The following is a 19,729-nucleotide window of genomic DNA, read 5'->3' as shown; positions in this document are numbered from 1 at the left end:
AGGAGACTATTTATATGAAAAATCAAATAAACTACTACAAGATAGCTAGCACAAGACTATTGGAAAAGATAATTTCAGAATTTAGTTATGAAGGAATTTTTAAGCCACTACAAAAAGATATAGATCAAGAAGTATATACTTTAGAGATAAACTCAGATCTATGTTACAAATTTAAGGCTGTGCAAAGAATATACGGTAACTTAACTATTGAAAAGGACTCTGTAACAAGACATGAGAGTAATAGTACAAAACCTGCTGATGATGCTATAAGACTTATCATTGATACACTACCTATAACAAATATTGATTCTGTCACAACGGCACACTTCATAAAAGAGCTAAATAATACAATATTTGCTGATATAGCTATCTTACAAAAAGATAACATCTCAGCAAAAGACATCTACAAACTTCCATATGCCTACATAGAAGGAAACATGACTGGTCACCCTTGGTTTGTGATTAATAAAGGTCGTATTGGCTTTAATGCATCAGACTATGCAAACTACGCTCCAGAGATGCAAAAAATCATCAATTTAGTGTGGATTGCCGTAAACAAAGATTTAGTAACTTTTTCATCTATAGCAAGTACTGATTATCTACAAATTACTAATAAAGAAATTAACTCAGAAACCTTACTCAGTTTCAATAAAACGATAAAAATGAATGGCAAAGAGCCTAGTGATTTTTATATTTTACCTGTTCATCCATGGCAATGGAAAAACGCTGTAATGCAACAGTTCACAAAATATATAGCTGATAAAGATCTTATATTTCTTGGCAAGTCCACTGATCAGCACCTAGCTATGCAATCAATAAGAACTATGTCTAATATTTCTCATCCTGAAAAACATAGTATAAAGCTACCTCTGAATATACTAAATACTGCAGTTTATAGAGGCCTACCTAAAGACCAAACAATTAATGCTCCAATGCTTACAGAATGGGTTAAGAATATAGCCCAAAAAGATGATTTTTTAGCTAAATGTAATTTTATTCTTCTAGGAGAGTTAGCTAGTGCCTACTGCCATCATCCTTATCAGTCAGAAGTTCCTCAGGCACCATACTACTTTACAGAGCAGTTAGGTGCAATTTGGAGAGAAAGTATTCACACTAGACTTAAAAGTAGTGAACAGGCTATAACAATGGCCGCTTTAACTTATGTTGATGCTAATGGTAAAAGTATTATTTGTGAAATGATCAAAGAATCATCTTTAGATATTGATAAATGGCTAGAAATGTTTTTTGAAAATACTGTCCCTGCTCTACTACACTTCTTATACAAATATGGCATGGTTTTCTCTCCTCATGGAGAAAATAGTATATTAATCATAGATGACAATCTCCCTGTTGGTCTAGCGATGAAAGATTTTGTCGATGATATAAATATATGCAAAAATCCTGTTGATGAACTAAGATCCCTTCCACAACAGGTAAAAGATGCTATTCCTCAAGTTGAAGATGATTACCTTCTGCAATTTATTCATACAGGATTATTTGTTGTTCACTATAGATATATCTCCTCGCTACTAGCAGACAAACTAAACTACCCCGAACTTTACTTCTATCAAAAATTAGATGGATGTATACAAAAATATCAGACAAGCAATCCTGAGCTAAAATCTCGTTTTGAACGTTTTGATCTATATAAACCAACTTTTACAAAACTATGTCTAAATAGGCTAAGAATTTTTGAAGTTGGATATAGTGATTACTCAGCAAGACCTAAGGTAATATCTACAGGTCAACTTGATAATCCTCTTTATCTTGCCCAAAGCACCAAAAATATAGATAAGGACTTATTCAAGCATAATAGAGTGTCTTTTAGAACATTTGACTTAGAACATGATTTAGATACTATTCACTCATGGATGAATAAACCTCACGTAGCAAAATTCTGGAGCCTGAATAAATCAAAGTCAGAGCTAAAAAAACATTTTTGCAATATGCTTTCAAAGCCTAACCAAAAATTACTTATATTATCGGTAGATAACTCAGAAATCGCCTATGCTGAAATTTATAACACTCAGACTGATCGTATCGCTGATTATTTTTCCACTGATGATAATGAATATGGATGGCACCTACTAATTGGCCCTGAAGAAGCTATAGGCAAAGGATATTCTAAATTACTTGTAGAAGCTCTTAGCAAATATTGCTTTGATATGCTTAGCGCTAATAATGTTATCTTTGAACCTGATGTTAGAGTGATCCCTTTTCAAAAAATCGCTCCTAAAATCGGATATTCAAATCTTGGTGAGATAGCCTTACCTGAAAAACAAGCATATCTATTTAGTTGTTCAAAGAGCTCTTTTATAGAGGCTGAAACATTATGATAGACTGCGATATTTCAAAATGGCCAATAGTTAAAATGCATTTTGGTAGCTCCCCAAGCTATAAAGATGTACTTAATTGGTTAGATAAGTGTTCTCAAATACTAAAGAAACAACAAAAATTCTTAGTAATTAGTACTTTTTCTGAACAGTATCAGTTTGAACATAAGGCAAGATTAAAACAAGCAAAATGGTTTAAAGAATCTAAACCTGAACTTGCTAAATGGTGCCTAGGTATGATTCGTGTTACAAATGATCCTATCATGATCAAGAAGATTAATGCTCCAGCAATGACAAAGGGCATGCCCTTTAGCTGTATTGCTGTTGGTAATACATGCTCAGCATGGGAAAAAGCTCAACAAATTCTAATTGAAGATAACTTGATATGAAAAAACAACTTGATATAACTATCCTTTATTTAGCACAAGCTATATCACTATATTTCTGTACTTTTGGACTACCAACGATTCTACGTTCTGAAGGAGTCTCTTTAGAGAAAATAGGCCTTTTTAGTATTTTACTATTACCATGGGTTATCAAATTCCTATGGGCTCCTTATGTAGATAGGTTATATATCAAAAAAATAGGCCGAAGAAAAAGCTGGTTCATTGTAATGCAATTTTTGACCATAAGTCTATTTTTAATATTCTCTATTTACACTCCAAAAGACTATACCAACTATATTTTCTTATTTGCGTTTTTATTGTCCTCCATTGCAGCAACTCAAGATATAGCAATTGATGGATTTTCAATAGAACAAACAAAAGCTAAAAGCTTACAATGGAGCAACTTTTGTAGAGTAATTGGCACTACTCTAGGTAGCATGATTGGTGGAGCATCACTAATTGCGCTATACAAAATTTTAGGCTGGCATCAGATTACTCTATATATGACTTTAATAAGTATATGTATTTGTGCTTATATGTTTCTTATAAGAGAAAATCATCACAATGAACAATACCAGCGCCATATACCATCTCTAAAGTCTTTCTTCAGTAGAAAAGAAACCAGAATATTATTACTTATGTGTTTGAGTTATAGAGCCTGTGAAGGTTTGGTTATGGGAATGCAATCATCATTTTTGGTAGATTCTCATATTCCGCTAACAACGATAGGCATAGTTATGGGAACTGGTAGTGCATTAATAGGTGTTTGTGGTGCAGCTGTTATTAGTTACCTCTTTAACTTTTATAAAGAAACTATTCTTTTGACAATATTGGCAGTAATCAGAGGCTTTTGCTATTTCTCTCTAGGATTTATAAGTTTTTATGGCATTGATAATCAAATATTTATCTTTGGTATTGTATTATTGAATATGGCTTCTCGACTTATGGAGATGATAGTTCTATATACTATATTCATGAAATTTAGCTCAAAAGATCAAGCAGGCACTGACTTTACAGTTTTAGTATGTGCTGAACTTCTAATCTATATACTAGGAATGTCACTTAGTGGTTTCTTAGCTGCAAACATCGGTTACTCAATGCTTTTCATACTAGGTGGTATTATTTCCATACCAGGGTATTTAATATCCTTACTGTTATTACAAAAACTATTTCCTAGCGAGAGTGCTAAGCCTATTCTATTGAATAGATAATCTAATTTATTCATCTGCTATAAATGATATTGATTATCATTATCATAATGATATTATCTAAGTTCTAATTTGTTACTTCTAATGCAATAACATTCTTATGAGTTCTAAAATTACAGCGCCTATAATTATATGTATAGCTATTTTATTATCTTACAGCACAGCTTTTTCAAACACTAATGGTCAAGAGCTTAGCTTAAATGAAGAAGCCATCATTGAACTACAGCAGCAGATACGTAAATTACAAGCGGATATTAGTGATATGGAAGAAAACACACTAGACTCCAATCGATTAACAACATATGACTCAAAAATAACCGACCAAAAACCTAATGATATAAGCCTAATATTTGGAAATAGTACAAATGCTTACGAAATCAGCACCAGTATAAATACAAATAATTCAATCATAGATTTAAGAAATACCCTAGCAGGCGGTATCTTTACTCATGATGGTGCTATTAATGTCGGAAATGCCCCAGCAATTACAACCAGAGGACAAGTAACATTTTTAGGAGCCTACTCAGGTAATAATAGTATACCTATAGGAATGATATCAGGCAGTTTATTCTCATCTACGGTAATCGGACAACGCAACAAATTTAATGACTATGCTATATTTTTAGGTGGAAAAATAGAAGTCGATGCTCAAGTATGGTCTGGTAGTGAGGGAATCTCAAATGGCTATACTCTAAATGCTAATGGTCAAAATATTTCTTTAACATCCGCCACACTATACTTTTTAGCCAATGTAGGACACTACGTGACCGCTCAATTTGATATCAGCACTAGTGAGCTTAATAACTTTGGCTTAGGCAATGCTTTTGTCATATTTGGTAATCTAGATACATCGCCATTATTTGTAACTGCTGGAAGAAGTAGGCTTTCTGTGGGTGCTTTTGGAGGTGGTGGTCCATGGACTGGTGGTATAACAGGATTTCTGGCACCGGGTAGAACAACGAATATATCATTAAACTATAAAGATGACATTCTAAATGCTAATATAGCAGTCTTTGGATCTGATGATAATCGTATAAATTTTTCAACTGGATTGTTCTACGCAGAAAGTTGGACTGAGAGCCTAGCTGTTGGCTTTAATACAGGCTATGTCTTTAATATTGCAGGAGCTGGTAATGCTTCTTTTAGTAAGTTTTTGGAGAATCAAAATTCTTCAACTGATAATATAGGCAGTTTCAATATTAATGGTAACCTAACTTACACTATAGGTGGTGGTTTTTTAAACCTAGGAACAGGTTGGGCAAGTACTACAAATAGAAAAGACTTTAATGGTAGTAATCAAAATGTCTTAGCTGGAGGCTGGTATGCTGCAGCAAACTATTCATTACAACTTGGCGGCAGAAATACAAACTTTGGTGTATCATATGGTCAGACATATAATTCTGCTAATATACCGATGTCATTACCAGCATCTCCACTGCTATTTGGTCAATCTCCATCTGGAATCAAAAACCAGCTAATTTTATCAACTCAACGCGCATATTTTGACAACAATGTTTTAATAGGCCCAGAGTATTCATATCAAAAGTTATATAACGACAAGCATATGAATACTTTTACTATAGACATTGCTGTATACATGTAGTCACTGAGTTAATGCTAAGCTAAAGTATTACTATTATTTAGTTTATTTTTTGTATACATGAGAAAGCTTAGTCTGGTTTTTTTGACGTTAACCACTTCCTTAACTGAATTATGCTATGCTGATGCAAGATCACAAATTATTATAGAGAATAACTGTTCAGTCCCAATATCATTCAGTATATCTCCAGGAAATAGCACTGGAAGTGCCATAAACAATCAAGTATTAGATGCAAATCAGTATATCAATATTGGACAGTATACCAATGATAAGTTTGTAGATTATAACTCAACTATAGATATAAACTTCCATTCTGAGAATTTACAACATAGTGGCTCAATACAATATAATCTAAAAAATGGTTGGACAATTAATAGTGCAAATTTTAATAATTTGAATGGTGATATAGCTATAGAGCATCAAAACAATGATTTTAATTATAGTTGGCATAGCTATACAACAACACTAAAATATCGTATACCTATATTTACAATTTCTGCATGTCCAAAATTCACAAATCCACAAAATTCAAAACTCAATGACATACAAAGAATTCTTATATTTGGAGATAGCCTAAGCGATACAGGTAACTTATATGGTTATACAAATGGAATTATCCCAAGATCAACTCCTTATTATAGAGGTATGTTTTCTAATGGCTCAGTTTGGACAACAATGTTAAGTGGAACTCTAGAAAATAAAATCCCCATCAGTAATTATGCTGTTGGAGGTGCCACTGCTGTGTTTGAACCATCTTGGACAGATCTTGGACTACCCTATACAATAGGCACTGAACTTCAAGCATATTCTCTAGATGATGGGGCTCACGATACTACTAAAAATCTAGCAATATTTTTTATTGGTGCAAATGACTATTTAACAATATCAGCAAATCAAGACCCTAACTCACTCAAGAATATTGCTACTGAAGTTACTGACAAGATCATAGCTGCTATCAAAACTGTAAATGCACAAAAGACTCTAGTTATTGGACTACCTAATCTAGGATTGACACCAGAGTCAAAAAATATAGGCAACCAAAACCTCTTAAAAGAAGTATCTTCTCTACATAATCAAATTCTAAAACAGTTTGCTAAAGATCAAACTAATATAGAGTTTGTAGATATGAATCCAATATTTGAGATGCTTGTTAATGATACTGATAATTTCAACAAAAAATATCACACTTCGATAAACCCAAGTAAAACCAACCAAAGTTGCTGGAGTGGTGGTTATTTTTCTTATAATCCAGATGGTCAAAATCCAAAAGATTTTTATGAAAACCTATTAAGAAACAACTCCAAGCCTATTCTACTTCAAGAATCTGAGAATATTTCATCAGGAGAACTAGATATGGGCAAAATTCCTCTGACTCCAGATATTACTAGTGCAATTTTAGCTGCTGAAACTGGTAAATTATGTGATAATCCTCAAGAATATATATTCTGGGATGGTGTCCATCCAACCTGTCAAGTGCATAAAGCACTATTTGAGTATATTGCTAACGAGTATTTAGGAATAAATATATAGGCAGAAAATTACTCGAAATAACCACCAGCAACAAAACGATCAATAAAATGTTGGCTAAAGTGCATTTTATTCAATTTAACATTTTCCAAAAGTTGCTGATATTGACCTGACTTGAAAATATAATCAAGAACATAAAATACATTACCTTTACCAACTATCTTTTCAACCTTTTCTTCGAAATTAGAAAAATCTGTTTTTTCATCAATATAATCATCTAATAAAGAGCAAAGCTTATCTATAGTTTTCTCATCAGCTCTGTCAAAGTACTTTGCAACTTCATAATGAAACTCATACTTACTATCATGAAAAAATGGGTATACATTTCCTTTCCAAGCAACTTTATAAGCATCATCAACGTAGCTACTACTTAAAACATTCAGCTTCATAAGATGATAGTAAAATTTATTTGTATTCATTTGATTTTCCTATTTTATTTATTAAGCTCTTCTTGAACTATTTGATTAACCTGCTTAGGGTTTGCCTTACCTTTACTTGCTTTCATAGCTTGACCAACAAAGAAGCTCATAAGCTTAGTCTTACCAGCTTTAAAATCAGCTGCTTGTTGAGGGTTAGCCACAATTATACCTTGAACTAATTCTCTTATCGCGCCCTCATCTGATACTTGTTTCAAACCTAGTTTCTCGATGATATTAGCAACAGATGTTGCTGACTCAATGTACTCTGCTATGACTTTTTTGGCATTTGCTTGTGAGATAACATCTTTTTGTACATTATCAATAACCTCTAATAGAATCTCTACAGGAATAATATCTGCTGAGAATTCTTTTTCCGCTCTATTAAGAGTTGATATTAGATCAACTGTTATCCAGTTATACGCTGGCTTATAACCTATCACAGCTACTACTTTGTCATAGTAATCTGCTATTTCAAGATTTGATAATAAAAACTCAACTTCTTGATCAGCTAAATGCTCACGATATACCGCTTCACGCTCTTCTGGCTTAAGTGGCATCTGTTTTTTGATACTTTCGATATATTCATCAGTTATTACCAATGGTAATAGATCTGGATCCGGGAAGTAACGATAATCAAAAGCATCCTCTTTTGCGCGCATTGAGCGTGTTTCATTTGCATCAGCATCATATAGACGAGTTTCTTGAACAACTTCTCCTCCAGACTCCAGCACAGCTATTTGACGAGCATATTCATACTCAATCGCTTTATCAATAAATCTAAACGAGTTTATGTTTTTAAGTTCTGCACGAGTACCAAACTTATCTTGACCTTGTGGTCTTATTGACAAGTTGACATCACATCTAAACGAGCCTTCTTGCATATTACCATCACATATACCCAAATGCTTGACTAGCTGATGAAGCTTCTTAAGATAAGAAACTACTTCTTCAGATGACCTAAAGTCAGGATATGTCACAATCTCTAAAAGTGGTGTACCCGCACGGTTATAATCTAGACCTGTCTCGCCAGCAACATAACCATGAACTGATTTACCAGCATCTTCTTCTAGATGAGCTCGTTCTATTCTGATAGTTTTAGCTCCATTAGAAGTTTCAATCTCTAGACTACCCTCTTGTACTATTGGATTATGAGATTGACTAATCTGATAGCCTTTTGGCAAATCTGGATAAAAATAATTTTTACGTGCGAAGAAACTATCCTTTGATATTTTAGCATCTACAGCTAAACCAAATATAACAGCTTTACGAATAGCTTCTTTATTTACTACAGGCAAAGTTCCTGGCAAACCTAAATCTAAAAATGCAGCCTGAGTATTTTGATGCTGCCCATATTTTGTTGCAGAAGTCGAAAACAGCTTAGATTTAGTACTTAACTGAATATGGACCTCTAGTCCTATCACCATTTCCCAATTCACTATTAAATCCTCGCTTGTTCTAAAATAAATTCTTCAATACCATAACTATTTTGATATTGTGTGACCATTTGCGTCAAAACATTATCATTAAATGCTTTAGCCATGAATTGACCACCAACAGGTAAATCATTAGCAAAACCAATCGGAAAAGCTATTGCTGGCAAACCTGATATATTAGCAGGTATAGTATAAATATCTGATAAATATGCCGAAACAGGATCTAACTTATCACCTTTTTTGAAAGCTTCACTTGGAGCTGCAGGCATGAATATAACATCAACTTGCTCAAATATTTGATTAATTTGATCAGTCATTACCTTACGTAACTGCTGAGCCTTATTATAATAAGAGTCATACTGACTTGATGCTAACACATAGTTCCCTATCATAATTCTACGCTTAACTTCTTCACCAAAACCATCAGTACGAGATTTTCTGTATAGCTCATCTAAATCTCTAGCTTCTGGATTACGGTAGCCATATCTAATACCATCATATCTAGCTAGGTTAGCCGCTGCTTCTGCTGGCGTTATGATATAGTAAGTTGAAAGAGCCTCTTTTAAATCGGGAACTTTAACTGACTTTATTTCGGCTCCTAGCTTCTCAAAGTTTTTAAGTGTTGTTGCTACTGCTTGTTGGATTTGCTCTGGCAGGTCTTTGATCAAACTTTCATCAACACCAATTACTTTACCTGAAATATCTTTTTCTAAGTCTTGTGTGAAATGATTTTCTTTGACACCAACACAGGTAGAATCATACTGACACTCTCCAGCGATAGTATCCAACATAATAGCTACATCTTCAGCATAATGCCCAAAAACACCTGCTTGATCAAAAGATGATGCAAAGGCTACCATACCAAATCTTGAAGTACTTCCATAAGTTGGTTTCATAGCTGTTAGACCACAAAAACTCGCAGGCTGTCTTACAGATCCACCAGTATCTGAACCTGTACTAACAGGAGCAAAGCCTGCAGCAACTGCCGCTGCCGAGCCACCTGAAGATCCACCTGGTACTCTATCCAAGTCCCAAGGATTACTAACAGCTCCATAATAGCTATGCTCATTAGTTGAGCCCATAGCGAACTCATCCATATTTAGCTTACCAAGAGTCACCATACCTTGATCTTTACAGTTTTTTGTAACTGTTGAATCATATGGAGCTACAAAGTTATCTAGCATCTTAGAAGCTGCTGTTGTTTTGATACCTTTCGTACAAAAAAGATCTTTATGCAAAATAGGTATACCAGTCAACAAGCCTTGCTTACCTGCAGAAATAATAGCATCAGCATTTTCTGCTTCTTTTAGCGCCTCTGCTTCACATAGTGTAATTACAGAGTTTATATTTTTATCTTGGTCTTTTATTTTTGCTAGATATTGCTTAGCTAATTCAACCGCTGTGACTTCACCACTATCTAATCTAGCTCTCAATTTTTTAATATATGACATTGCTCACCCTATTTAATAACCTGTGGCACCATAAAATAATCATCAACTACTTCACAAGCAAATTTATCAAAACTTGTTCGATTATCTTGATCTTGAGGAATATCTTCACGAAATTTAAAATCAACACTAATTGGAGAAACCATCGGCGTAACTCCATTGGCATCAAAATCTTTGACGGCATCAAGAATCTTACAAATATTAGTAAGATCTTGAGTATATTGCTCTAACTGCTGCTCATTCAAATCAAAACAAGATAGCTTAGCAATATGTTTTACTAGTTTTTTATCCATTTAAACACCCAAATAAATCATTAGAAACAAATACCCATAAATTATAGAATACTCATAAACATAAAGAAAGGTGTAGCTATTGCTATTTTATATTTGATGGCTGATTCTGTATTTGCTCTTTCACTGTTACAGGCTTAATCACTGATTCACTCTTTTTGATACCTATATGTAGCTGGTTACTGTTTAGGTTTATCGGGAAACCATTATATCTACGCCATAGCTCATAACCTAGACTAACATCATTAAGTAATACCCAACCATGTACTTTGGTACCTAATCTTAATACATCAGGAGATGGCCAATCCCTACTACCACTTTGTTTAACAAATATCTTAAACTGTCCTTGGGCATTATTTTGTGGAGAGATAAATATAACCTCACCTTCAAAGGTACCGATTGCTACCTGAGGCCATCCACTAAATTGTATAGCAGGCCACCCCTCAAATTGTAGCATTACCTTATCTCCGACCTTGACCATAGGGACATCCATACTATTAACCCATAACTCAACTATTCTAGACTTACTCTCTGGAACTATAACCGCTAATACATCTGTATCTTTGACTATTACCCCTCCCATACCATGGATACGATCCATTATCACACCATCTGTAGGAGCTTTGACTAGACGACTTTGTTGACGTGCTATTTGTACCTTTACTTTCGCTAGATCAACATTAAGTTTTGATAGTTCTTGAGTATAGTTAACCATCTCCATCTGAGCCTGCTCATATATTCTTTGAGTACTAGCTCCTTTATCTATAAGATATTTATGTCTTTCAATATTGTTTTGAGTGTTCTTTATGGCTAACTTAACTGACTTGATACCTAGTTCAATCGCAGCTTTTTCTTCTTCTAAACGAGAGACAACCTCAGGATCAAGATCAAGTACCTCAACAATAGGATCACCTTTCTTGACAGTATCTCCTTCAAACACATACCACTTACCTAGCCTACCTCCAATAGGTGCAGATATATTTTGCTGGCGCTCAGATGGTGATAAAGTTGTAACATCTCCATAGCCATCAACTGTCTGTTGCCATGGAATCATAGCTAAGACAACTCCAACTACAATAATACTCAATAAAACTAAGAATATAATTTTTTTAAAGCTAGGATCTTTTCTAAGCATTTCTGATGATTTTAATTGCATCACTAAATCCTCATTTATTGAATAGATATGATTAATGTTGGTATTGCTATTTTACGTAGTATATGAGTAATCGCCATATCACCATTTCTATTTGTCAAACCATACGAATCTATTAATATTAATAGCTTAGGTTGTTTTAAAATAGCTCTTATCAAATTCATCTTTAATACCACCATCGTATTAAACTCTAAATTATATTTGATAGTTTGTGAGTCAATTTGTTTTTCAAAATGCTTTTCAAGAAAATTAACACCGAAAATATCTAATAACTCACTTAGATACCCAAGCCTCTCTTGAGAAAAATCACTCTCACATAAATTATCAAGCACAGTACCAGCAATGACTTCTATGCCACTAGCAATATGGATTTTGTCACTAATTTCTTGCTTGGAGTAGTTCGTCAGACAAACTCCATTTAATTTTATTACTCCAAGAGAATCATCATCAAAGAATGAATCTAGAAGCTTTTGTGCGCTATTTATAGATAAACAAAGTTCATAAAACTGATTTTGAGTGTAATCAAAAGTGTACTTTTGCTCATCATCTGCAGATACAACATCCAATGATACAACATTATCAGTCAGCTTAGCCTCTTTATGCTCTGCACGTACTTTATCTTCTTGAGAAATCTCCAATAAATCTAGAATCTTACGCACAGCAACAAGAAAACCATAACAATCATATAAGTATTGACTAAACTTCAGTAATCCAAGTAAAACTATATTGACCAAAAGCTCTGCAGCAATCAACTGTCCGATAGATAATTGTCCATTTATGATAAGATAACTACCGATACCTAATAATAGAATATTTATGAATATATATGTCAAACCTATGTAGACATGTTGTCTAAAAACAACACCGAAGAAATTAGATCTAGCATCTAAATAGTTACATAGTTTGGTATCGACCTTTTTCATAGAATTATTTAGAGGTCGTTGTTTAAATGATAAAAACTCTGCTGTTTTCTCTTCAAGAGAGTCAACAATATCATAAATATTACTCGACTCTTTAAGTCCTGCTCTATACCCAGCGTTCATCGGCACAAATATTGACAGTATGATACAAGTAATCAATAAAATATCGAAGACTAAAAATAATGGATGATAAAACGCTAAAATAATTACACAAAAAAGAGTCTGTAAGAATATATCCAAAAGGGTTATGAAAATAACTGATACCGACTTTTGCAAAAACTTAAGTTCAAAAGCCCTGTTAATTTTCTCGCGAACATTTATCTTATCTAATTTATTAAAATCAACTCGATAGATAGCTGTTATTACTCGCAGTACTACATCTACAAAAATTTTCCTTTGAATATCCTCAACAAGCTTTAGTTGAAAAATCCTCACAAAAAAAGCCGCTGTAAGCAGAATAAACAAAATCGTTATCAACGATATAACTGGCCTAATAGACAAGCTAACGCCAACAAGATTAACCAATGTCTGAACAGATACAGGGATCGTGAGTGATAAAAAGCCTAATAACAAACTATATATAACAAGTGTATATACAGTATGCTTAGGAATTTTCAAAACTGTTTTAATTTGTTTATACAGCATAATAAATAGAAGACAATACCAATAATAAATATACTACTTTAGTATAATATTGTTTTAAATAATGTCTACACTAGGATATTAATTTTATGTAATGATACTACATCGACATCCAGCAAAGATATATATTTACAGTGAAGAGATAATTGAAAACTGATTTAAACTATTCCTAAACATTGATTGACCTTGCAAAAACATGATCAATTTCTTTTAGATAAGTTTTCTTAATACCCTCAAAATCCATTTCTGGAACATCTAAAATAATACTATGTTCATCTTGCATGACTTTTTGTAAGTTCTTCGAGAATGACTCACCTTGCTTAAGATCAAAAGCAACTTGCTGAACAATCTTGTAACAATCCTCACGCATAAATGGTGTATTTGCTACTAAGAAATGTAAATAGAAGCTTGATAAATACGCACTTGTACTTCTTACTCTATCTTCGATAATATCTTTTTGAACTACAAGATTATCGATAGTATTTTTCATTCTACGTAACGCATAAACCATAATACCAAAGTTATCTGGTAAGTAAAAACGCTCTGCTGAAGAATGAGAAATATCTCTTTCATGCCATAGTACACAATTTTCTAATGCTATAGACACATGAGATCTTAACATTCTTGCCATACCAGTTAAATTCTCGGTAGAAATTGGGTTTTTCTTATGTGGCATAGTTGAAGAACCTTTTTGACCCTTAGAAAAACCTTCATAAACTTCAAAAACATCACTTCTGTGTAAATGTCTAATCTCAACTGCTAATCTCTCAATAGCAGAAGCAATAAGTCCATGAATAGATATTAACTTAGCGATTCTATCTCTTGGGATAACCTGAGTTGATACTTCTTCAACAGGTAAACCTAAAATATCAGCGGCTTTTTTCTCATCTTCTGTAGTTAAGATACAATAGTTACCTACTGCACCTGAGAACTGCACAGTCAAGCCATCTTTTTGGAATTCTTTAAGATCTTTCAACCTACGTTTAAACTCAACATAAGCGCCAAGGAATTTTTGCCCGAAACTCATAGGTTCTGCAAACATACCATGACTTCTACCCATTGTGATAATTTCTTTTGTTTCTTGAGCTTTTGCCAATAATGAATCACATAAAGACTCTAAGTCTCTAACAACATACTCCATTGACTCACGGATCTGTAAGCTAAGAGCTGAATCGATAATATCTGAAGATGTAACACCAAAATGAAAAAACTTACCAGTTTCAGCAGTGAATTGCTCAGCAATTGAAGTACAAAAAGCTATAATATCATGCTTGGTAACTTTCTCGATTTCATCAACTCTATCAGGTCTAACCTCTGCTTTAGCACGAATCTCAGCTGCCGTACCCTTAGGAACCATTTTGTCCTCTAAAGCTTCAAGAATTGCTAACTCAACCTCAAGCATTTTTGCATATTTATTTTCATCTGCCCAAATCTTTGAGATTTCTGCTACGTCATACCTTTTTATCATTTTACTATCCTATTCGATAAACATGTATAAGCACCCTCGACACATCAGACACAAAAACATATGGCTAAAAACAAGGTGTGACTATATACAATGATTTATTTGATTCAACATAAATATGTTTTAATTCTCTCAAATGGAGCTATATTGTCAACATTTTTATAAATATTACTCTCCAACGATTTTACTAATTTTTTTCAACTCATTTGCTATAATATTACTTAAAGATTATGACTGAAAATGCTTATTGTATTTAATATACAATTCAAAATAGATTACCTAGTAAAAGGAGATAGCATGAAAAAGCTTATATTCACATCAATCGCAATTATGACTCTAGCATCTACAGGCTATAGCTCGGTATTAAAAGGTAGTGACTATATTTCAACAGATGTTGGTACAACATATAATTTCGAACGTGTTGATGCTGATGATAAGGATAACTTCTTAGTTCAAACAACAATAAAGAACTGTAACGATGATAAGACATCATGTCAGTATTTCAGCGAAATTAAAGATCCATCAGGCAAAGAAGTATCTCAATTAAAATATGTGTATAGTTATATAACGAAAAATAATGGTGATGTATATATCCAATACCCTAATTCTGATAAAGAAACTCTACTTTTACCAGCTAATATAGAGTTTAATAAAATTAGAAAAGAAGAGATAACCATAGGTAACAGCAAGTTCTCAAATACTTACGAATTTAAAAAAGAAATTCCTAAACTGACTATTAACGGTAAAGATTATGAGAGCTGTATTGAGCTAGAAGCCAACTCAACTGTAAAATATAATGGACAGATTGAAAAAACTCAAAGTCTAGAAACATATTGTAAAAAAATTGGGCTAGTCAAAGATACCTTGAAAGAGACTTTTAATTCAGAGAAACCTATCGTCTACAAAAATATTCTTATGTCTATCACAAAGTAAAATATATGAAAAAAACACTCATACTCTTTACTTTAACTTCAATAGCATTATTATCAAGCTGTTCTACGACTATAATTAATGGTAGTGATTACATATCTATGCAACCTGGTACTCAGTACCACTACAAAAGAACAGCCCTAAAAGCAAACAAATCTATTTTTATTGATATAGATATTGAATCCTGTAGCAATAACAACACAAAATGTCAGTATTTTGTAACTGTAAAAAATAGTAAAGATAAAATACTAGAACAGTATTATGAGACTTATTATGTAAATTTCTTTGGTGATGTGTATTTAACCGACAAGGTGTATCCTAATAGCGCCCTACTTTTACCTGCCAGAATCACACTAGGTCAAGAGATGCTTTTGAATAATGGTGATAGGTATGGCGCTGTTAATGAAAAACTACTTGCTTACAAACTTATACGTGAAATACGAATAAATAATCATAACTATGAAAACTGTGTAAATATCTTGTTTGTTTCAACAACTCCAGCAGAGTCTGTTGATTTAAAACTAGTAACTGATGAGATCACTTGTAAAGATATCGGCTCCGTCCAAAAAGAAATGCAGATGTCATACAAACCGAAATATCCTAATACTAGTAAAGAGGAAATAAGTAATAGCGTGATGAAATTTGCAGAGACTAGATCTATGGGGCGCAATATGAGTGAAATAGGCTATCTAAAGCCATTTACACAAAAAAAATCGGCTCCAGACAGTGACGGGTTTATTCTTATCGATACATATTTAGATATATTAGAATCTATTACCCACACACAATAATCTATACTAACCATAGTATCTAAACATTAAACATCTAAAAAATATGTAATATTTAAAATAATTTACTAAGAGCCATTCCTATAGAGTTACTATTTACGATTTTCTCAAGAGGATTGCCATACTCTTCAAGATACTTCTTACCTAAAAGCTGAGAACCCAAATAGTTTAAATGATTTGAATCTGCAAAAATAGGAATACCATCAATAGAAGTATGGCATACATTTTCATCGCATATAGCCTTACTTGGATCTATTATAAATACACTATCTGGATACTTATGTTTTAATTTATTGTAAATGTTTAGCTGTGGCTGTAGCCACTTTCTATAAACCTTAGCAGAGACTCTACAATCTCCATGTATTCTATTAATAGCACAAAGATTCGAGACATTATTATTTGGCAAGAAATTAGGAGCAGGATAACCAAGGTATGGATTATCTACGATTAAGACTACTTTCTTACCATTTTTAAGCGCTTGTTCAGCAATTCTACCAAAAACATCAAAATCTTGTGTTCCTATACCAAATAAATTAGCTATGATTATAATCTGGTAGTTGCTATCCTTGCTTATCGCACTTTTAACAAAAGCAAACCTTTGATCCATAATATCATTACCTGTTTTTTGGTCTAGACTTTCAGGATACTCTACATAGTTATATTTATTTTTAGGATTATTTCTTGTTATTGATAATAATGTTGCATTCAAATCTGCATTTTTAACCCACTCAGATACCATTGGCCAAGCAGATCTAGCATGAGAATTACCAAATAATAGAATTGTTGACTTTTTGTTTGGATATATTTTACACAATTTTTCAGAATACTGTTTTCTATAAATTGTATAATAAGGATTAGTTGTGGTTACATTACTATCAACATCAAAGTTATAAAAACATCCATTTGCATCAACTTTTTCAAAACCATATTTAAAAGCTAATTTGTTTTGATCAATATTAGGTCGATTAAATCCAAATCCTTGATGTTTAGCTGCTGAATAAAATCCAATCGTTAAAATCAGTGGTAAAATCCATAAAAGAAATAAACTTTTAGAAAAATTAAACTTAAATTTATGTCTAAAAGGCTTCTCAACAAATAAATACGATATTGTTGCTAATAATAAACTAAGAATGACCACAAATGTAGAAGCAGATACCGAAATATTAATACTCAAATAATTTAAGTAAGCAATAATTGGCCAATGCCATAAATATAAAGAATAAGATATAAGACCAATAGCAACAAAAGGTTTCAAAGAAAAGAGTGTATTAATAATCGGAGTATAGTTAAAACTTCCTGAATAGATAAACAATACGGCCCCGAAACATGCAACAATCATCCAAATACTAGGATATGAAACTGCAACAACAAATATCGGAATCACCATAAGAGTCAAAGAAATAATTGAGAATATATTTAAGAGAAGTTTATTTGAAATATTATAATTCTGCTTATTTAGACCAATTGCCAAAAAGCAACCAAATAGAAGCTCAAAGCCTCTACTAACTGGAATATAATAAAACTTTGGATAATGTTTATAGAAAAAGAATGCTACTGAAACAATTATAAATAATGATGTAATTGCTAGTAAATTTTTTTTAGATGAGATTTTTAACTTAAAAAGAATAATTAAAACAATAGGCCATACAATATAAAATTGTTCTTCAACCCCTAATGACCATGTATGTAATAATGGAATAACAGATGAATCTGTCGCAAAATATCCAAAACTTAATGTCTCAAAAAAGAAGAGGTTCGAAACAGATGCAATAACACTCATCATAGATTTTGCATAGTTGATCAAATCCTGAGGAAGAAGTATTAGCCATGCAAAAAAACTTGAAAATACTAAAACAAAAATCAAAGCAGGAAGAATTCTACGTACTCTTCTAAGATAGAAATTCTTAATAGAAAATGTATCACTTTCTAAATCTCTAAGTATTATTTTTGTTATCAAATATCCTGATATTACAAAGAAAATATCAACACCAAGAAATCCCGATTTAACCCAACTAATTTCTAAATGATAAAAAATTACCGATAATACAGCGAAGGCTCTTAGCCCATCTATATCTTTTCTATACTTTATATTACTCACTATTTTTTTATCATGGAAATTTTAATATTTATATATTAACTTATAATCATAAAAATATAGAAGATTAAATTTATTAGATTTCCATATTAAAAATATATAAACATTCTGCTCTTGAAAAAATACTTTTACTTATAATCAAATCTGACTATTTAATCTCTTAATTTTAATACCCAAACTCTACAATATATGAGCGAGAAAAAGCCTGTTGCGGTTGTATATCAACATTACCTATACGATACTCAATATCAACATCCATACCTAGTGTATCACTTCTACCGCACCATGGTTCGATACATACATAAGGAGCATTTGCTTTAGGTTTTGACCACAAGCCAAGATATTCAAACCCATCAAAAGTCACTTCAATATATCTATTAGAGCCTTTCTCAGCTAGCCTAACCCTCTTATCTGTAAAACCACTATATACCAAAGCATCATTATCAAAAGTATGATTATCTAGCTCAATCTTAGATAGTTTGAAATGCTTGGTTTCACCAGTATAAAAAGCCTCCAGCGTAATAGCATGAAAATCTAACTTTTGTTCAGAGAATATAATCTCATAATCATTAATTTGATGCTTATCATCAAACGGACAAGCAAACGCCGGGTGAGCTCCAAAACCACATGATGCAACACCATCATCTAGGTTTATGATATTGTATTCTGTGATAAGTTTATTAGCTTCAAGAGTGTATGTAACTTCAAACCTTAATTTAAATGGATAGTTTTCTTTGGTAGTCTCCATAGCTAAGATGACACTATTTTCACTATGTAAGACGATATCAAATACAGTGTGACGTGCAAGACCATGATTACCCATAGGATATTCTTTACCTTGATATTTGATTTTATTATCGTGAGATTTTCCTACTACTGGAAATAGTACCGGTGACACTCCAGCCCATACGCGACCATCACCAGACCACATATACTCATGCTCTGTTACTGCATTGATAACAGCACGAACTTCAGCACCTAGCTCACTAATCTCTACTAATAAATTATCATTTTTGATTGTAATCATAACAATACCCCATCGTTATTAGTGAAGAGGTGTAATTGTATCAAATGTGGCATGTCATTCCGTCA

General features: G+C 32.7%; 16 protein-coding genes. 7 read left to right on the top strand and 9 right to left on the bottom strand.

All coding sequences use genetic code 11. The features are described 5' to 3' along the window. Positions 1-14: 14 nt before the first annotated feature. The 5 genes from ACKTR7_RS02795 (at position 15) to ACKTR7_RS02775 (ending at position 7,057) form a co-directional block, all read left to right on the top strand. Positions 15-2,336: a GNAT family N-acetyltransferase gene (locus ACKTR7_RS02795; RefSeq protein WP_407876930.1), complete on the top strand. Its 2,322-nt coding sequence runs from the start codon at positions 15-17 to the stop codon at positions 2,334-2,336. Continuing rightward, entirely contained in the window at positions 2,333-2,722 is a 390-nt protein-coding gene (locus ACKTR7_RS02790; protein WP_407876929.1) for a hypothetical protein, read from the top strand. Before ACKTR7_RS02795 ends, ACKTR7_RS02790 begins: the two co-directional genes overlap by 4 nt. Continuing rightward, a complete protein-coding gene (locus ACKTR7_RS02785) occupies positions 2,719-3,930 on the top strand; it encodes an MFS transporter (protein WP_407876928.1) in 1,212 nt (403 codons plus the stop codon). Before ACKTR7_RS02790 ends, ACKTR7_RS02785 begins: the two co-directional genes overlap by 4 nt. A 97-nt stretch (positions 3,931-4,027) precedes the next feature. Further along, positions 4,028-5,530: a rhizoferrin import outer membrane protein FslE gene (gene fslE, locus ACKTR7_RS02780; protein WP_407876927.1), complete on the top strand. Its 1,503-nt coding sequence runs from the start codon at positions 4,028-4,030 to the stop codon at positions 5,528-5,530. A gap of 57 nt (positions 5,531-5,587) precedes the next feature. Further along, positions 5,588-7,057, top strand: a complete 1,470-nt coding sequence (locus ACKTR7_RS02775) for an SGNH/GDSL hydrolase family protein (protein WP_407876926.1) — start codon at positions 5,588-5,590, stop codon at positions 7,055-7,057. Between the two features lie 8 nt (positions 7,058-7,065). Here the strand turns inward: ACKTR7_RS02775 and ACKTR7_RS02770 are convergent, their stop codons facing one another. From ACKTR7_RS02770 to purB, 7 genes are all read right to left on the bottom strand, one after another. Next, a complete protein-coding gene (locus ACKTR7_RS02770; RefSeq protein WP_014714585.1) occupies positions 7,066-7,473 on the bottom strand; it encodes a hypothetical protein in 408 nt (135 codons plus the stop codon). A gap of 14 nt (positions 7,474-7,487) precedes the next feature. After that, positions 7,488-8,909: an Asp-tRNA(Asn)/Glu-tRNA(Gln) amidotransferase subunit GatB gene (gene gatB, locus ACKTR7_RS02765; RefSeq protein ID WP_407876925.1), complete on the bottom strand. Its 1,422-nt coding sequence runs from the start codon at positions 8,907-8,909 to the stop codon at positions 7,488-7,490. A 2-nt stretch (positions 8,910-8,911) separates the two neighbouring features. After that, positions 8,912-10,357 carry an Asp-tRNA(Asn)/Glu-tRNA(Gln) amidotransferase subunit GatA gene (gene gatA, locus ACKTR7_RS02760; RefSeq protein ID WP_407876924.1) on the bottom strand — a complete coding sequence of 482 codons (1,446 nt, stop codon included), beginning with the start codon at positions 10,355-10,357 and terminating at the stop codon, positions 8,912-8,914. Positions 10,358-10,365: 8 nt separating this feature from the next. Continuing rightward, positions 10,366-10,647 carry an Asp-tRNA(Asn)/Glu-tRNA(Gln) amidotransferase subunit GatC gene (gene gatC, locus ACKTR7_RS02755; protein ID WP_407876923.1) on the bottom strand — a complete coding sequence of 94 codons (282 nt, stop codon included), beginning with the start codon at positions 10,645-10,647 and terminating at the stop codon, positions 10,366-10,368. 82 nt (positions 10,648-10,729) lie between these two features. Next, positions 10,730-11,800, bottom strand: coding sequence for an HlyD family secretion protein (locus tag ACKTR7_RS02750; RefSeq protein WP_042517017.1), 1,071 nt, complete (start codon positions 11,798-11,800; stop codon positions 10,730-10,732). A 14-nt stretch (positions 11,801-11,814) separates the two neighbouring features. Next, on the bottom strand, positions 11,815-13,362 hold the full coding sequence (locus tag ACKTR7_RS02745) for an ATP-binding cassette domain-containing protein (RefSeq protein WP_222830375.1): 1,548 nt from the start codon (positions 13,360-13,362) through the stop codon (positions 11,815-11,817). Between the two features lie 166 nt (positions 13,363-13,528). Beyond that, on the bottom strand, positions 13,529-14,827 hold the full coding sequence (gene purB / locus ACKTR7_RS02740) for an adenylosuccinate lyase (RefSeq protein WP_407876922.1): 1,299 nt from the start codon (positions 14,825-14,827) through the stop codon (positions 13,529-13,531). Between the two features lie 294 nt (positions 14,828-15,121). Between purB and ACKTR7_RS02735 the strand changes: the two genes are divergently transcribed. Next, positions 15,122-15,757, top strand: a complete 636-nt coding sequence (locus tag ACKTR7_RS02735; RefSeq protein WP_407876921.1) for a hypothetical protein — start codon at positions 15,122-15,124, stop codon at positions 15,755-15,757. A 5-nt stretch (positions 15,758-15,762) separates the two neighbouring features. Further along, positions 15,763-16,545: a hypothetical protein gene (locus ACKTR7_RS02730; protein WP_407876920.1), complete on the top strand. Its 783-nt coding sequence runs from the start codon at positions 15,763-15,765 to the stop codon at positions 16,543-16,545. Positions 16,546-16,597: 52 nt separating this feature from the next. On the opposite strand, the gene ACKTR7_RS02725 is transcribed toward ACKTR7_RS02730, so the two are convergent. After that, positions 16,598-18,640, bottom strand: a complete 2,043-nt coding sequence (locus tag ACKTR7_RS02725) for an acyltransferase family protein (protein ID WP_407876919.1) — start codon at positions 18,638-18,640, stop codon at positions 16,598-16,600. A gap of 163 nt (positions 18,641-18,803) precedes the next feature. After that, a complete protein-coding gene (locus ACKTR7_RS02720) occupies positions 18,804-19,664 on the bottom strand; it encodes an aldose 1-epimerase family protein (RefSeq protein WP_407876918.1) in 861 nt (286 codons plus the stop codon). Positions 19,665-19,729: the final 65 nt, after the last annotated feature.

Source organism: Francisella sciaenopsi (assembly GCF_045862875.1).
GTDB classification, from domain to species: domain Bacteria; phylum Pseudomonadota; class Gammaproteobacteria; order Francisellales; family Francisellaceae; genus Francisella; species Francisella sciaenopsi.
The sequence above is the reverse complement of the archived record's forward strand: the minus strand, read 5'-3'. Positions and strand labels throughout refer to the sequence as shown.

Coding starts and splice junctions, on each gene's coding strand:
- ACKTR7_RS02730 (WP_407876920.1), top strand. CDS start 15,763: ATGAAAAAAACACTCATACTCTTTACTTTAACTTCAATAGCATTATTA.
- ACKTR7_RS02745 (WP_222830375.1), bottom strand. CDS start 13,362: ATGCTGTATAAACAAATTAAAACAGTTTTGAAAATTCCTAAGCATACT.
- ACKTR7_RS02770 (WP_014714585.1), bottom strand. CDS start 7,473: ATGAATACAAATAAATTTTACTATCATCTTATGAAGCTGAATGTTTTA.
- gatA (WP_407876924.1), bottom strand. CDS start 10,357: ATGTCATATATTAAAAAATTGAGAGCTAGATTAGATAGTGGTGAAGTC.
- ACKTR7_RS02785 (WP_407876928.1), top strand. CDS start 2,719: ATGAAAAAACAACTTGATATAACTATCCTTTATTTAGCACAAGCTATA.
- gatC (WP_407876923.1), bottom strand. CDS start 10,647: ATGGATAAAAAACTAGTAAAACATATTGCTAAGCTATCTTGTTTTGAT.
- ACKTR7_RS02775 (WP_407876926.1), top strand. CDS start 5,588: ATGAGAAAGCTTAGTCTGGTTTTTTTGACGTTAACCACTTCCTTAACT.
- purB (WP_407876922.1), bottom strand. CDS start 14,827: ATGATAAAAAGGTATGACGTAGCAGAAATCTCAAAGATTTGGGCAGAT.
- ACKTR7_RS02795 (WP_407876930.1), top strand. CDS start 15: ATGAAAAATCAAATAAACTACTACAAGATAGCTAGCACAAGACTATTG.
- fslE (WP_407876927.1), top strand. CDS start 4,028: ATGAGTTCTAAAATTACAGCGCCTATAATTATATGTATAGCTATTTTA.
- ACKTR7_RS02750 (WP_042517017.1), bottom strand. CDS start 11,800: ATGCAATTAAAATCATCAGAAATGCTTAGAAAAGATCCTAGCTTTAAA.
- ACKTR7_RS02735 (WP_407876921.1), top strand. CDS start 15,122: ATGAAAAAGCTTATATTCACATCAATCGCAATTATGACTCTAGCATCT.
- ACKTR7_RS02720 (WP_407876918.1), bottom strand. CDS start 19,664: ATGATTACAATCAAAAATGATAATTTATTAGTAGAGATTAGTGAGCTA.
- ACKTR7_RS02790 (WP_407876929.1), top strand. CDS start 2,333: ATGATAGACTGCGATATTTCAAAATGGCCAATAGTTAAAATGCATTTT.